Source organism: Streptomyces sp. NPDC044061 (assembly GCF_056434305.1).
On sequence record NZ_JBWKFL010000014.1, the window covers coordinates 30,851 to 44,239 of the forward strand.

General features: G+C 72.3%; 11 protein-coding genes. 7 read left to right on the plus strand and 4 right to left on the minus strand.

What is annotated here, in order from left to right; translation table 11 throughout:
* Positions 1-30: 30 nt before the first annotated feature.
* Positions 31-885 (minus strand): hypothetical protein, encoded by an 855-nt coding sequence (locus tag AC07CM_RS23195; protein WP_478878346.1) that lies wholly within the window; start codon positions 883-885, stop codon positions 31-33.
* Between the two features lie 127 nt (positions 886-1,012).
* Positions 1,013-1,756: a TetR/AcrR family transcriptional regulator gene (locus AC07CM_RS23200; RefSeq protein WP_478878347.1), complete on the minus strand. Its 744-nt coding sequence runs from the start codon at positions 1,754-1,756 to the stop codon at positions 1,013-1,015.
* Between the two features lie 326 nt (positions 1,757-2,082).
* On the opposite strand from AC07CM_RS23200, the gene AC07CM_RS23205 reads away from it, so the two are divergent.
* The 7 genes from AC07CM_RS23205 (at position 2,083) to AC07CM_RS23235 (ending at position 9,453) form a co-directional block, all read left to right on the plus strand.
* A complete protein-coding gene (locus AC07CM_RS23205) occupies positions 2,083-2,823 on the plus strand; it encodes a response regulator transcription factor (RefSeq protein WP_478878348.1) in 741 nt (246 codons plus the stop codon).
* A 264-nt stretch (positions 2,824-3,087) separates the two neighbouring features.
* Positions 3,088-3,336: an acyl carrier protein gene (locus AC07CM_RS23210; protein ID WP_478878349.1), complete on the plus strand. Its 249-nt coding sequence runs from the start codon at positions 3,088-3,090 to the stop codon at positions 3,334-3,336.
* Complete coding sequence (locus AC07CM_RS23215; protein ID WP_478878350.1) at positions 3,333-4,421, plus strand: beta-ketoacyl synthase N-terminal-like domain-containing protein; 1,089 nt, start codon at positions 3,333-3,335, stop codon at positions 4,419-4,421. Before AC07CM_RS23210 ends, AC07CM_RS23215 begins: the two co-directional genes overlap by 4 nt.
* A gap of 333 nt (positions 4,422-4,754) precedes the next feature.
* Positions 4,755-5,690, plus strand: a complete 936-nt coding sequence (locus AC07CM_RS23220) for a 3-oxoacyl-[acyl-carrier-protein] synthase III C-terminal domain-containing protein (protein ID WP_478878351.1) — start codon at positions 4,755-4,757, stop codon at positions 5,688-5,690.
* Positions 5,687-6,400 (plus strand): hypothetical protein, encoded by a 714-nt coding sequence (locus AC07CM_RS23225; protein ID WP_478878352.1) that lies wholly within the window; start codon positions 5,687-5,689, stop codon positions 6,398-6,400. The genes AC07CM_RS23220 and AC07CM_RS23225 overlap by 4 nt, the downstream gene beginning before the upstream one ends.
* A 39-nt stretch (positions 6,401-6,439) precedes the next feature.
* Complete coding sequence (locus AC07CM_RS23230; RefSeq protein ID WP_478878353.1) at positions 6,440-7,708, plus strand: beta-ketoacyl-[acyl-carrier-protein] synthase family protein; 1,269 nt, start codon at positions 6,440-6,442, stop codon at positions 7,706-7,708.
* Between the two features lie 134 nt (positions 7,709-7,842).
* Positions 7,843-9,453, plus strand: coding sequence for a DHA2 family efflux MFS transporter permease subunit (locus AC07CM_RS23235; RefSeq protein ID WP_478878354.1), 1,611 nt, complete (start codon positions 7,843-7,845; stop codon positions 9,451-9,453).
* An 827-nt stretch (positions 9,454-10,280) separates the two neighbouring features.
* Here AC07CM_RS23235 and AC07CM_RS23240 read toward each other — a convergent pair.
* Together AC07CM_RS23240 and AC07CM_RS23245 are read right to left on the minus strand one after the other, a co-directional pair.
* Positions 10,281-11,903 carry an IclR family transcriptional regulator domain-containing protein gene (locus AC07CM_RS23240; RefSeq protein ID WP_478878355.1) on the minus strand — a complete coding sequence of 541 codons (1,623 nt, stop codon included), beginning with the start codon at positions 11,901-11,903 and terminating at the stop codon, positions 10,281-10,283.
* 122 nt (positions 11,904-12,025) lie between these two features.
* Positions 12,026-13,330, minus strand: a complete 1,305-nt coding sequence (locus tag AC07CM_RS23245) for a M6 family metalloprotease domain-containing protein (protein WP_478878356.1) — start codon at positions 13,328-13,330, stop codon at positions 12,026-12,028.
* Positions 13,331-13,389 lie beyond the last annotated feature (59 nt).

The window sequence follows — 13,389 nt, forward strand, 5'->3', positions numbered from 1 at the left end:
ACGGCGAATGCGGGGCCTGCGCGGCCGAGTTCATCCCGTGCGTGCTGTGCGGCGCATCGCGTGGAAGCTGTCCTCGACGTCCTGGGCCCAGTAGTACGTGCGGCCCGCGCGCTTGTCGCGGCGCCACCGGTGCTCGCTGGCGAGCCGGTACACCGTACCAGGGGGGACGTCCCGCAGCCGGGCGACGTCGGCGGCGCTGAGCCACTGCGCGGCCCGCCGTGCGGTGCCCGCCGCACCGGCCCCGTCGAGGTGGCGCCCGAGGCGGGTCCACTCCGCGGCCGGCCAGCGGTGTGCGGGCTCGGCGCTGCACACGATCTCGGAGCGGGCGGGTCCTGCTGTGCGGACATGGGCGACCAGGCTGCCCGTGCAGCCGGTCTCGGTGCAGGACCCCACCTCCATACGGCGGTTGGCGTCCGGCTCCACGACCCGGCGTGCGGCACCGACCAGCCGGCCCACCTCTGCCGTCGCCTCGGCCGCCGACTCGTGCGCAGCGAGCCAGGAGGCGTGCCGGCGGAGGAACAGCGCGAGCGCCGTCACGGTCCGGGACGGCGCGGTGATTCCGCGCTCCTGGGCCACCAGCCCGCTCCAGGACCCGAGTACCGACAGGATCGACGCCCGCACGTCGGCGGCCCGGGCGTTGAAGGGGATTCCCGGCATCGGCCCGCCGGTGCTCCGCCCTTGCGGCGCGATCCCGCCGTTGCGGCTGCCGAGCAGCGCGGCCTCGCAGGAGCGGTAGAGGCCGGGCAGCCGCTCCAGGTCCGTGAGCAACCGTCGCTCGCAGGCGGCGCAGAGCCGGCTGTGCGGGGCGGCGGGGTGCGGCTGTGCGGCGCACCCGGCCCCGCCGCACAGCCGCACCGGCGTTCGTTCCGTGTCATGGATGTCCATGGTCGAAAACGGTAGGCAGCGTGTTCGGATCCGGACAATGCGCGCGGCTCTAAGCTTTCGCTAACCGGTCTTCACTTCCCGGCGCGCGCCGACCGGGCCGGATTCGGGGGCCGCGGCCGGACTCCGGTCAGCGCTCGACGGCGGCGGCGATGCTGTCCAGCACGCGTTCGAGCCCGAACCGGAAGCGGGTGTCCGCCTCCAGGCGCAGGGTGGCCGTCTCCGCCAGGATCCGGTTGAACATCGGGTACTTCCCGCTCTCCGTCAGGCGACGTGCGTACGGCTCGGACCGGCGGATCCACTCCTGCATGTCCACCTTGGTGCGCCGCGCCTCCTCGGCCCAGCCGACCTCGTTGCGGATGAATCCCTCGACGTATCCGCTGAACAGCCCGACCACGCTGAGAAGTTCGTCGACGGACAGCCCGAAACCGTCCAGGGTTCCGAGGACGAACTCCTGCTGGCGCAGCGTGTTGGGCCCCCAGATGGGGTGTCCGGGGGTGCGGGTGGCCAGCCACGGATGCCGCAGCCACAGCGCGCGCCGCTGGTGGGCCGTGGCCGTCAGGTCCGCCCGCCAGTCGCCGGAGGGCCGCTCCGGCAGCTCGACCTCTGCGGCGACCTGATCAACCATCAGTTCGATGAGGTCGTCGCGGTTCGGGACGTAGTGGTAGAGCGTCATCACGCCGGTACCCAGCTCGGCGGCGATGTGGCGCATCGACATGCGCTCGAGGCCCTCCTCGTCGGCGATCCGGACGGCGGCGGTCACGATGTCGGCCCGGCTCAGACCGCGACGCGGGCCCGGCCCCCGCCGGGTCGGGGCATCGGGGCGCATCCAGATGCTCACGTACTCCTCGTCGGCCACCGTTCTCCCTGTCATCCGCCACCTCGACAAGCGTTCGCACACTCGCGCACACGCTACCCCCGGCACCGCCGCGCCGTGACCGGGCGCACACCGGATAAAGGTCGCCGCGCGATTCGACAAGGCCGTGTCATGTCAACTATATGAGAACGTTAGATTCTTGATCCTGTGCGAGTGTTGTTCTAACGTTCTGAGGGTCGCGACGGGGGGAAGCAAGTGTTGGCGACTTTTCGATACGTGCCGTGCATGGAATTTCTTTCAGGGAATTCAGCTGTCGGCTCGCTCCCCTGCCGTGTCCATACCCGAAACGCACGGTCCTGGAATCCGGTCGGGAGTGAGTCCACGTGCTGGTCCTGATAGTGACGAACGACTTTGAATTTGCCGCCGAACTGGCCCCGGGGCTGGAGAGCAGCGGCCACCGGGCCGAGGTGGAGCACCGGCCCGACGCGGCCCTGGCCCGTCTGGCCGAGGTGGACGCCGTCCTGCTCGATCTCCACGTCCCGGGTGCGGACGGCTTCGAAGTGTGCCGGGCGATACGTTCCGCCTCGCCGGTGCCGCTCATCGTGGCCGACGCGCACGACGACGTGTTCGACCGGGTGCTGAGCTTCAAGCTGGGGGCCGACGACCACGTCCGCCGCTCGTGCAGCGTCCGCGAACTGACGGCCCGCCTGGAGGCGGTGGTGCGGCGGGTGGACACCTCGTGGCAGCCCTGGAAGCAGGCCGGTGCCCAGCCCGACCGGGTCCACGAACTCGGTGAGGTACGGATCGCCCTGCGGGACCGGGTTGTCACGGTAGGCGGCCGTGAAGTGGCGCTGACCCGCAAGGAGTTCGACATCCTGGCCCTGCTCGCCTCGGACGCCGGACGGGTCTTCGGCCGGGAGGACATCATGCAGGAGGTGTGGGGCCACGACGGGGCCGGCGACACCCGGACCCTCGGTGTGCACATGGTCGGGCTGCGGCGGAAGCTGGGCGCTCCCACCCTCATCGAGACGGTCCGGGGCATCGGCTTCCGCCTGAGCGTGCCGCGCCGCTCCGAGCGCATGGGCGAGAGGGGGGCCGCCGGTGCCGCCATGCGTGCCGGATAGCACGGCCGTCCCCGTACGGACCACAGGCCGCGGTCACCGCTCGTCCGGCGGTGGCCGCGGCCTTTTTCGTATTCCGGCGGGAACGCGGAATCCTCGCAGGTCCCGGTGTACTTGTGTTCCCGTTCTCCCGACGTGATTCCAGGGAACCTAATGAAAACCTAGAAAGCAGCTGCTTGTTCTTTGTGTGCTTACTCACGAAGCTGTTGATCAATGCTCCGTTGACTGATCACGGGGCGCAATCCCACGGACAAGCGGAGGCAGTCCATGACTGCGATGACGACGGACGACAAGCAGCAGATCAAGGAGATCATCTGCGACATTCTCGAGCTGGAGGAGGACGAGATCAGCGAGACCAGCCGGTTCGTCGAGGAGCACGACGCCGACTCCATGCGCCTGATCGAGATCCTCTCCTCGCTGGAGCTCAACCTCGGTGTCACCATCGAGCAGGCCGACCTGCCGCGCATGGTGAACCTGGCCGGTGTGTACGAGGTTGTCGCGGAAGCCGGTCGATGACCGCGGCCGGCACGCCGCGCCCGCGGCTGGACATCGTCGGTTGGTCGGCGACCTCGCCGTTCGGCACCGGTCGCCGGGCCTTCGCCGACGGGCTGCGTGAGGACCGTGTCACCACCGCACCGCTCGACTCCGAGCGGTGGCAGGTCCCGCCCGGCCCCGCCTGTCTGGTTCCGGACTTCGACGTCCGCACCGTCCTGGGCAAGAAGGGCACCCGGGTGATGAACCGGGTGACCGGGCTCGCCGTCAGCACGGTCGGCGATCTGCTGGCCGGCCTCGACCGCACCGGGCTGAACCCGGAGAGCACCGGACTGGTGCTCGGCACCACCGGCGGCAGCGTGCAGAGCACGCTCGACTTCACCCGGGGCTCCCTGACCGGCCGGCGTCCCTACCTCGTCGAGTCGGGCCTCATCCCGTACGGCGTGATGAACGGGGCCGCCGGCCAGGTCGCCATCTGGCACCAGCTGAAGGGCCCGAACGCCACGCTGGCGGCCGGGCGCTCCGCCGGGGTGCTCGCCCTCAACTACGCGCGACGGCTGCTGCTCACGGGCCGGGCGGGCACGGTACTGGGCGGCGCGGCCGAGGAGTACTCGACCGCGCGGGCCTGGCTGGCCCGGCACACCGCGGAGGGTGACCCCGACGAGCTGGTCCTCGGTGAAGGCTGTGCGATGTTCGCGGTCAGCGCCGCGGACCCCGACTCGCCCCCGACGGGGACCTCACTCGTCGGTGCCAAGGCCATGACGTGCAGCGACGGTGACTGGCAGACGACCGTACGGCGTTGTGTCGAGCGCCTGCTGTTCGACGCGGACGCCAAACCGGACGACTTGTGGGCCGTCAGCCCCTCCGGCGCTGCCGGTGCCCCCGGCCGGGCGGAACAGGCACTGGCCGAGGAACTGGTCGGGGCCGGCGGCACCGTCGTGCCCGTCGCCCATCTGGTCGGTGAGGCGCACGCCGCCTCGGCCGCCTTCCAGCTCGCCGCCGTCCTCAGCCGGGCCGAGGAGGACGACCGGTCCGCGGGCCGGCTGTCGCTGGTCACGAGCACGGACGAGGGCGGAACCGTCGCCGCCGTACTGCTGCGCCACCACTGAGCACTCCCGGTGCACCCGGGACGGGTCCGCGAGCCGTCCCGGCGCCCCGACGGGCGGTCCGTGTGCCGTCCCGGACGACCGAGCGGCGGTCCGTGTGCCGTCCCGGACGACCGGACGGGCGGCTTGTGTGTCGTGCAGGACGACCGGACGGATGGTCTGTGTGCCCACCCGCGACGACGGGCGGTCCGCGTGCCGTCCCCGGCGGCCGCCGAGCAGATTCCCGGCGCCGTATCCGCGCCCCAGCCCGTATGCCCCGGTGGCCGGACCCGACCGGACCGGGCGGGCCGGGCGGCCACCACCCGAGAAAGGCCGCAGTTGATCACCCTGGAAGCAGTGGAGTCCCATCTCCCCGAGCGCACGGTCACGGTCGAGGACCGTGCGGCCGAGCTGGGGCTCACCCCGGAACAGACGCACATGTTCCGCCGCCACTTCGGGCTCGACCGCATGCACTACGACCCGTCCGTGGACCTGGTGGAACAGCTCGTTCAGGCCGCCGAGCAAGCCCTCGGCGACACCCCGCGCACCGACGTGCGCCACCTGATCCTCGGCCACGCCCTGCACGGCGCCGGCCACCTGGACACCGACATCCTCCAGGTGCTGGCCCGGCGGCTCGGCCTGGAGCACGCCACGGTCTTCGCTCTCACCCAGCAGAACTGCGCGGTGTCGATGTCCGCCGTGGACGTCGCGGGCGCACTGCTGCAGACCGAGCCGGATGCGTCCGCGCGCGCCCTCGTCCTCGTCGGCGACAAGCCGCGCACCCGGCAGGCCCAGCTCATCATGAACACGTGCATCGTCGCGGACGGCACCGCCGCGGCGCTCGTGGCGTGGGACGGGCCGGGCGTGCCCGTGCGCTCCTTCGCCACCCGCACCCTCGGTCAGTTCTCCGACGGCATGCTCTCCTCTCCCGAGACCCTGCGTGCCTCCGCGGAACTGCGGCCCCGGGTGCTGGCCGAGGTGATGGAGGAGGCGGCGCGGCGGGCCGGCCACACGCTCGCCGACATCCAGTGGTTCGTCCCCTCCAATCCCAACCTCGTGTTCTGGAAGGACGCCGTCCCGGACGAGGAACTGCGCGGCAGGTTCTTCCTCGCCAACGTTCCCCGGTACAGCCACTGCCTGGCCGCCGACGTACTCGCCAACTACGTGAGTCTGCGTGAGGAGAAGCAGTTGGAGCCGGATCGCCCGGTCATGTTCGTGGCCATCGGGGTGGGGATGACCTTCTCCGCGATGGTCGTCACCCCCCGCGTCGAGCACGGGGCGGTCCACCGATGAGCCTGCGCCTGCACAGTGCGGTGGAGTACACGGCCGGGCCGGACGGCCCCGACCTGCAGCCGCTGCACCACGTGGACATCGTCGACCGGCTGCTGGAGCGTGCCGCGCAGCGGGAAACGGCCGCCGGGCCGGGACCGGACCTGGTGGTCCTGGTCTACTCCGACGCGGACACCCAGGGCCACAAGACCACCGCCTCCCACCTGAACCTGCACACCGGCGGGGCGGCGCACAGCTTCGCGCTCACCGCCCCGGGCACGGGCGGGCCGTTCGCCGCGCTGCGGGTCGCCGACGCCTGCGTCCGGACCGGCCGCGGCTCGTCGTCGTTGCTGGCCCTCGTGGAATGCGCCGGCGCGGACGGGGCGTCGGCCGCGTCCGGCGTCCTGCTCCACCTGGACGGGGGGCCCGGTTACGGCGTGGCCGCCGCCCTTTCCGTCCCCCTGGCCGAACTCGCCGATGCCTGTGCGGCCCTGGTGCCCGAGCGGGGCCGACTGCTGCTCGTCCTCGGTCCGGGAACGGACCCGGCGGCAGCCCCGATACCGCGGACGGACATCCGCACGCCGCCTGCCGACAGCTCGAGCACCGCCGTGTGGCGGCTGCTGGCGACGGAGTCGGAGGCATGGCGGGAGCAGTACCCGGTGGTGGCGCTGTGCGCCGCGGACCCGGAGACGGGCACCGGCCACCTCGCCGTACTACGTGACCTGGATCAATGAGACACGCCTGCGGGCGGGACCGAGGAAGAGAGATGCGACATGACTGACGTGACGGCGCCGGCCGGGCAGCGGCCCGCGCGGGACCGGGTGGTAGTGACCGGACTGGGGGTGTTCTCCAGCATCGGCGTGGGCGTCTCGGAGTTCAGCGAGGGACTGCGCGCCGGGCGCAACGGTGTCTCACCGATCACGGCGTTCGACACCTCGGGCTTCGACCACGCCAACGGCTGCGAGGTACGGGACTTCGAGCCCGGCCCCTGGCTGCGCCGCTGGCAGGAGGAGGATCTGGGCCGGACCGCGCAGTTCTCGGTGGCCGCCGCGCGGATGGCCGTCGCGGACGCGGGCCTGACGGACGAGCAGCTGCGTGCCGCCCGCGTGCAGGTCACCGTGGGCACCACGGACGGGGAGTCGCAGGACCTGGACCGGCTGGCCGCCGAGTGGGTGGCCGAGGGGCCGCAGTCGTGGAGTGCGCAGACGGCCGGCCGGGTCGGCGCGGGCCGCCTCTCCGCCGCCGTGGCCTGGGAGTTCGGGCTCACCGACAGCGAGGCCGTCACCCTCGCCACGGCGTGCTCGGCCGGCAACTACGCGATCGGCATGGGCCTGGACGCGATCCGGGTCGGTGACGCGGACATCGCCCTGTGCGGTGGCGCCGACGCCATGTGCCAGAAGTCCTTCGCGGCCTTCTACCGGCTGGGAACCATCGCTCCGGACTTCTGCCGGCCCTTCGACAAGGACCGGCAGGGCATCCTCACCGGCGAGGGCGCCGGGGTGCTGGTGCTGGAGCGGCTGGAGTCCGCGCTGGCGCGCGGTGCGCGGATCTACGCCGAGGTGCTGGGCTACGGGCTGAGCTGCGACGCCCACCACCCGGTGCAGCCGGAGCAGTCGAGCATCGCCCGCTGCATGCGCGCGGCGCTGGACGACGCGGGCGTGCGCCCGGAGGACGTCGACCTCATCTCCGCGCACGGCACCGGCACCCGGACCAACGACGTGACCGAGTCCCGCGCGATCCGCGAGGTGTACGACGGCGAGCCGCCGCGGACCGTCTCGCTCAAGTCGATGCTCGGGCACACGATGGGCGCCGCCAGCGCGCTGGCGGCAGTGGCCTGTTCGGTGGCGCTCACCGAGGAGTTCATCCCGCCGACCATCAACCACCGCGAGACGGACCCCGAGTGCGAGATCGACTGCGTGCCGAACCACTCGGTGCCGGCCCAGCTGCGGGTGGTGCAGAACAACGGCCTGGCGTTCGCGGGCAACAACGCGGTCGTGGTGCTTGGCCATTACCCGGATCCGCAGGAGACGCCGGCCGCGTAGCAGCGGCCTCCGAGGCGGGAGAACCACTTGCGTACGCCGTACGAAGATGGCACAGTAGAGCTATCTTCGTGCGGTGTACGAAGATAGCTGGCGACTGGCCGGCTCCCCACGTCGTGGAAAGTGAAGGAGAAGCCATGGAGAAGGAAGAGGACTCCACGGCGGTGCTCGGCGACGCCCGTTCGCCCCGTGCGATACCGGACGCGAAGTCGCCCGCGGCACGCGGCAGCCGCACCGCGTTCGGCGTGCTGTCGCTGCTGCTGGGCATGGTGCTCGGCGTCCTGGACCAAGTGATCGTCGGAACCGCGCTGCCCACGATGGTCGGCGAGCTGGGCGGGCTGAGCCTGCTGCCGTGGGTGGTGACTGCCTACGGGCTCGCAACGGCCGTCACCACCCCGCTGTGGGGCAAATTCGGTGACCTCTACGGCCGCCGCCGCACCTTCATCGGTGCCATCGCCCTGTTCCTCGTCGGCTCCATGGCGGCCGGCCTGGCCCAGGACATGACCCAGCTGATCGCCTTCCGCGTGGTCCAGGGGCTCGGCGCCGGCGGGCTCATGGTCGGCGCCTTCGCCCTCATCGGCGACCTGATCCCCGACCCGGCCGACCGGGTCAAGGTGCAGTCGGTGATCGGTGCCGTCATCCCCGTCGCCCTCGTCGGCGGCCCGCTGCTCGGCGGAATCCTCACCCAGCACGCCAGCTGGCGCTGGGCCTTCTACCTCAACGTCCCGGTCGGCGCCGTGGCCCTGGCCGCCGCCGCCGTGGGCATCCCCGCCGCCGCCCGGAAGGCCAAGCAGCGCATCGACTATGCGGGGGCGGCGCTGCTCACCGTCGCCGTGGTCGCGATGACCCTGCTCGCCGGCTGGGCCGGCACCCGGTACGCCTGGGGCTCCTGGCAGATCGCGGGCCTCGCCGTCGTCGCGGCGGCGGCCCTCGCGGCCCTCGTCCGGGTCGAGCGCAGGGCCGCCGAACCGATCCTGCCGCCCCGGCTCTTCCGTTCCCGGGACTTCAACCTCGCGCAGGTCCTGGGCCTGCTGGTGGCCGCCGGCATGCTGGCCGTCATGGTCCACCTGCCGCTCTACATGCAGAGCGTGCGGGGTGCTTCCCCGACCGTCAGCGGTCTGCTGCTGCTGCCCTTCATGGGCGGGATGATCAGCGCGCAGCTGCTCTCCGCCCGCCTGGTGCTGCGCACCGGCCGGGTCCGGGTGCTGGCGCTCACCGGCACCGGCACCGCCGCCGCCGGACTGGGCCTGCTCACCCTCCTGGACACCGGGACGGCGACGGCACTCGCCGCCGGCCTCGGCCTCGTGGCGGGCTTCGGGATCGGCATGACCCTCCAGAGCACGCTCGTCATCACCTTCGGCAGCGCGGACCGCCGTGACATCGGGGTGGCCAGCGGCCTGCTCAACCTCTTCCGGGCCATCGGGGGCTCCCTGGGCCTGGCCCTGCTCGGTTCCCTCTACGCGTCCTCGGCCGAGGACACCCTCACCCAGCGGCTCGGTACCAAGGCGGGCCACGCCCTGTCCGCCTCCAGTCAGCACCTCAACCCCCAGGCCCTGACCCACCTCCCCGCCGACGCCCTGTCCGCCTTCCACTCGTCAGTCGTCAACGGCCTGCACAGCGTCCTGCTGGGCGGCGTCGCCCTCGCCGCCGTCGGCTTCGCTGTCGCATGGCTGCTACGCCCGCGCATGGCGGCCCCCGCCGCCACCCCGGGCAACGCCCCCGCCGCCACCCCGGCCGAAGGCGCCTGAGAACACCGAAAGGCCGGTGGCCCGCCGGGCCACCGGCCACTTCCTCGACGTGCGGATGCTCAACCCCAGCGAGCTGGGCGCGAGCGAAGAAGGTCGCTGCGGTCATCGCCGCCCTCACTCGTCGATCGAGCAGTCGGAAGCGCTGCGCCTGGCAGCCGTGGTCGTCGACAGCCCCACAGGACCGAAGATCGGGGTGCCCAGGCGGAAGACCAGCCAGGTGAAGGGGAAAACCGCCGAGCCGGACAAGACACCAAAGAGTCCTACGCGAGGCACGGGCCGACGAGGGCGGCGCCGACACTGTGCGCGACCAGCCACTGAGCTTTGCGGCCGATCAGCGACGGCACGGCCCTGTGTGCCGTCGTCACCCAGGTCGTGCACGTGCCTCCCGGAGGCACAGCAATCCGCTCATGTGATGCGACCGCTGGTGTGCTCCTGATCAGCAGCGTGGGAAGACTGGCGGCACAGCCTGGGAAATGATCTGCCCATTCCTTTGGGAGCAGGGTGAACACGGCGGTCGAGGAGCCGTGGGGCGGGGGAGGTGGGCGCACTGCAAGGCTGCACAGATGGCAGAGTGCGACGCATGTCGTGAACTGCAAGAACACTGCAGAGACGTTGGGAATTCTGTGCTGCAGCGTTTGGGGGCGTCACACGGCATCAGGCCTGAGCTGCTACGACGGAATTTCCCACGGATCCCACGAAGGCAGTGTCACCGGCGACAGTGTGGCGGGTGCCCGGGCGGTGGCACGTGACTTGTCTGGCGGGAGGCGGCCGGGCGGGGAGGAGGGCCCGCCGTACGGGACGTCCGTGTGACGGCCGTCGGTCCGGGGTCAGGACGTCGCGACCCGGGTGAAGCGGGACGCGGTGCGCAGGTCGGTCTCGATGTGGGCGGCGGTCGCGCGGAGGGCGGGGAGGAGGTCCTGGACGCAGTCGTCCAGGGTGCGGCGGGCGGCGTGCGTGGCCACGTTCAGCGCGGCGACCGCCCGGCCGGTGCGGTCCCGTACGGGTACCGCGATGGCGCGCAGGCCCGATTCCAGCTCCTCGTCGGCCAGCGCGTAGCCCTGTGCGTGGATCTCGGCGAGGGCGGGCGACAGGGGTCCGCCGGTGTCCGCGAGGAGCACGCGGCCCAGGGCCGTGGAGGCGGCCGGCAGCCGGGTGCCGACGGCGATGTCCACGGTCAGGACGCGGCTCGCACCCGCCCAGGCCGTGTACTGGATCTCCGGCTCCGTACCGCTCGGCACCAGGACCGCCAGGGCCGTCGGCTCGTGCAGCCGGTCGGTCAGGGCGCGGAGACGGGGCTCGGCGAGGCGGGGGAGTGTGGTGCGGGACAGGGGCGGGAAGCCCAGGTCGAGGACGCGCGGGGTGAGGGTGAAGGTGCGGTCGGGCGCCGCTGCCACCAGGCCCAGGTGTTCGTACGTGATCAGTGCACGGCGGGCCGTGGCGCGGGCCAGGCCGGTCGCCCGGGCCACCTCGGTCAGGGGCAGCGCCGAGCGGCCCTCGCCGAACGCGGTCAGCACGGTCAGGCCCCGGGCCAGGGACTCGACGAACTCCCGGCCCAGTTCGTGCTTGGACGCCGTCGTCCAGGTGGCCAGACCCGAGGGTGCCGGGCCGGGCGCCGGCGGCGGTGCCTCGCGCAGGTCGGCCTCCATCGCCGCCACCGCCGTACGCAGCCGGGGGAGGAGGGCGGTGCGCAGCCCGGTCGCCGAGTGGCGGCTGGTGTGGCTGACCACGCTGGCCACGCAGGCCGCACGGCCGGTGCCCGGGTCCCGTACCGGTACGGACACCGCGACCAGGCCCGGCTCGATCAGCTGGTCGTCCAGCGACCAGCCGTTCCGGCGAGCCTGTTCCACCCGCTCCGCGAAGTCGTCGGAGGCGGACGGGGACCGGGACGGTACGGCGGGGAAGGAGGCGTCCAGCGGGTCCCCGGCCCGCCGGGCCCGCCACCGCCGCCATTCCGCCTCCGTCCACTCGGCCGCGAACAGCGGGCCCGGCGCGGTGCGTTCGGACGGCAGCAGGTCGCCGATGCGGAAGCTCACGGACATCGCACGGCGGCGGGTGGCCTGGTGGATGAAGCGGATGCCGTCCAGGTCGGGCACCGCCAGCGACACCGACTCGTCCAGCTCGTCGGCGAGGGCGTCGGCGCGCGCGTCGAGCAGCGCGGGCAGGCGCAGAGCGGCGAGGTAGGCGTTGCCCAGCTCCATCACGCGAGGGGTCAGGACGACGTCCCGGCCGTCCAGGCGCACGTATCCCATGCGGGACAGGGTCGCGGTGATCCGGTCGACCGTGGACCGGGCGAGTCCGGTCTCCCGCTCCAGCGTGCTCGGGCTCAGCGTGCCGCCCGCCTCGGTCAGCCGCCGCAGCACGGCGATGCCGCGGATCAGCGGCGTGACCGCCTCGGCCGGCGGCCCGGCCTCGTCGCCGGCCTCGGCGTCCAGTGCGGTGTTCGCGGGCATCGGCTCTCCGTTGCGGCATCCGGGAACGCCTACGGTAAACCGCGCGGCCCCGACCGTGGCCGGCCCGCCCTCGCCTAACGCCCTCGCCAAACGCCCTCCGTCGCCCGGCGACCCCGGCAGGATCAGGGAGAGACCTGACCCCGTGTCACCCGCACCCTGTACGTCCCGGCGGGATCCCCGCTCAGCACCTGGACGGTGATCCGGTGCCGGGGGTCCTTGAAGGTCTCGCCGGGGTCGAAGGGGGCGTCGGAGAGTTCGGCGTGGACGTTGGGGCTGCGGGTGCAGCCGCCGCTGTCGCGGTGGGCGTCGTAGACCGTGATGGGGCCGCGTCCGGTGTCCACCCTGGAGTCGACCCGGTAGATGAGGATGCCGGGCCGGCACACGTCCTCGTCGTTGCCGCCGGGTGTGCGCAGCTCCAGCGCGTACACGCTCCGTGCGTCGATCGGCACGAGGACGAGTTTCCCGCCGCCCTTCTTGTAGAGCGGGGTCAGCGTGTACTCGATGCTGCCCGGGGCCGCGGCGCAGCCGACCTGGGTGCTGTCCAGCCAGCCCAGCTTCCACTTGTGCCAGCCGAGCAGGTCGTTGTCGGCCCCCCAGTCCTCGCTCATGATGTCCCAGTGCCCGACCGCGCCCCCGCCCTCCTGGGTGTACAGGTCGGGCAGGCCGAAGGTGTGTCCGTTCTCGTGCGGCAGCACGCGGAAGCCGGTGTGGGCGTACGAGCCGGAGCCGTCGTCCTGGCGGGAGTAGACGAAGGACGCGTTGGCGATGGGGACCCCGTCGGCGACCGGGGCGTCGGAGTTGCCGGCGAAGGTCACGGACAGCACCGTGTCCAGGGCGGAGGGGCCGGCGTTCGGGGTGACCAGCACGTTCAGCAGGTCGTAGGAGCGGAAGTCCACATCGGGATCGGCGGCGGCCACGATGTCGCGCACCAGCTGCCGGTAGCCGGGGTCGAAGGGGGCGCCGCGCTCTATGCCGTACGCCCTGAAGGGTTTCGGCATCCGCAGCCAGCCGGGTATGGGTGTCTCGGGCCGGTAGTCGAGACGGCCGTACGACGCCGTGCGGAACCACTCCTGGGTCTGCGGGAAGAACTCGTGGAAGCGGTCGAGCGCGCTGCCCTTTCCCGGCGCGTCGGAGAAGTCGACCATCAGGGTCAGGGCGTGGACCGTGCCGGTGGAGTGGGAGTAACCGGTGGGGGTGGGGAAGCCTTCCGTCATCTGCACGTCCGGGCCGCCGCGGATGATGCAGGGCGAGAGGGCGGAGGAGCGGGCCAGGCCTATGGGGCCTGCGGTGGTGGGCGCCGCCAGATGCCCGGTCCCGGCCGAGGTGCTGACCGCGAGGGTCAGGACGGTCACCGCGGCGAGGGCGGCCACACGGCGCGGGCGTATGCGGCGCGGGCGTATGGGGCGTCGGGGTGACTGCGGCTGCATGCATGGACCTTCCGCTCCACGGCAGCCGCCGGTCTCCGGCTGCACCCATGCGATCACCC

Coding starts and splice junctions, on each gene's coding strand:
- AC07CM_RS23245 (WP_478878356.1), bottom strand. CDS start 13,330: ATGCAGCCGCAGTCACCCCGACGCCCCATACGCCCGCGCCGCATACGC.
- AC07CM_RS23195 (WP_478878346.1), bottom strand. CDS start 885: ATGGACATCCATGACACGGAACGAACGCCGGTGCGGCTGTGCGGCGGG.
- AC07CM_RS23215 (WP_478878350.1), top strand. CDS start 3,333: ATGACCGCGGCCGGCACGCCGCGCCCGCGGCTGGACATCGTCGGTTGG.
- AC07CM_RS23210 (WP_478878349.1), top strand. CDS start 3,088: ATGACTGCGATGACGACGGACGACAAGCAGCAGATCAAGGAGATCATC.
- AC07CM_RS23200 (WP_478878347.1), bottom strand. CDS start 1,756: ATGACAGGGAGAACGGTGGCCGACGAGGAGTACGTGAGCATCTGGATG.
- AC07CM_RS23240 (WP_478878355.1), bottom strand. CDS start 11,903: ATGCCCGCGAACACCGCACTGGACGCCGAGGCCGGCGACGAGGCCGGG.
- AC07CM_RS23230 (WP_478878353.1), top strand. CDS start 6,440: ATGACTGACGTGACGGCGCCGGCCGGGCAGCGGCCCGCGCGGGACCGG.
- AC07CM_RS23225 (WP_478878352.1), top strand. CDS start 5,687: ATGAGCCTGCGCCTGCACAGTGCGGTGGAGTACACGGCCGGGCCGGAC.
- AC07CM_RS23235 (WP_478878354.1), top strand. CDS start 7,843: ATGGAGAAGGAAGAGGACTCCACGGCGGTGCTCGGCGACGCCCGTTCG.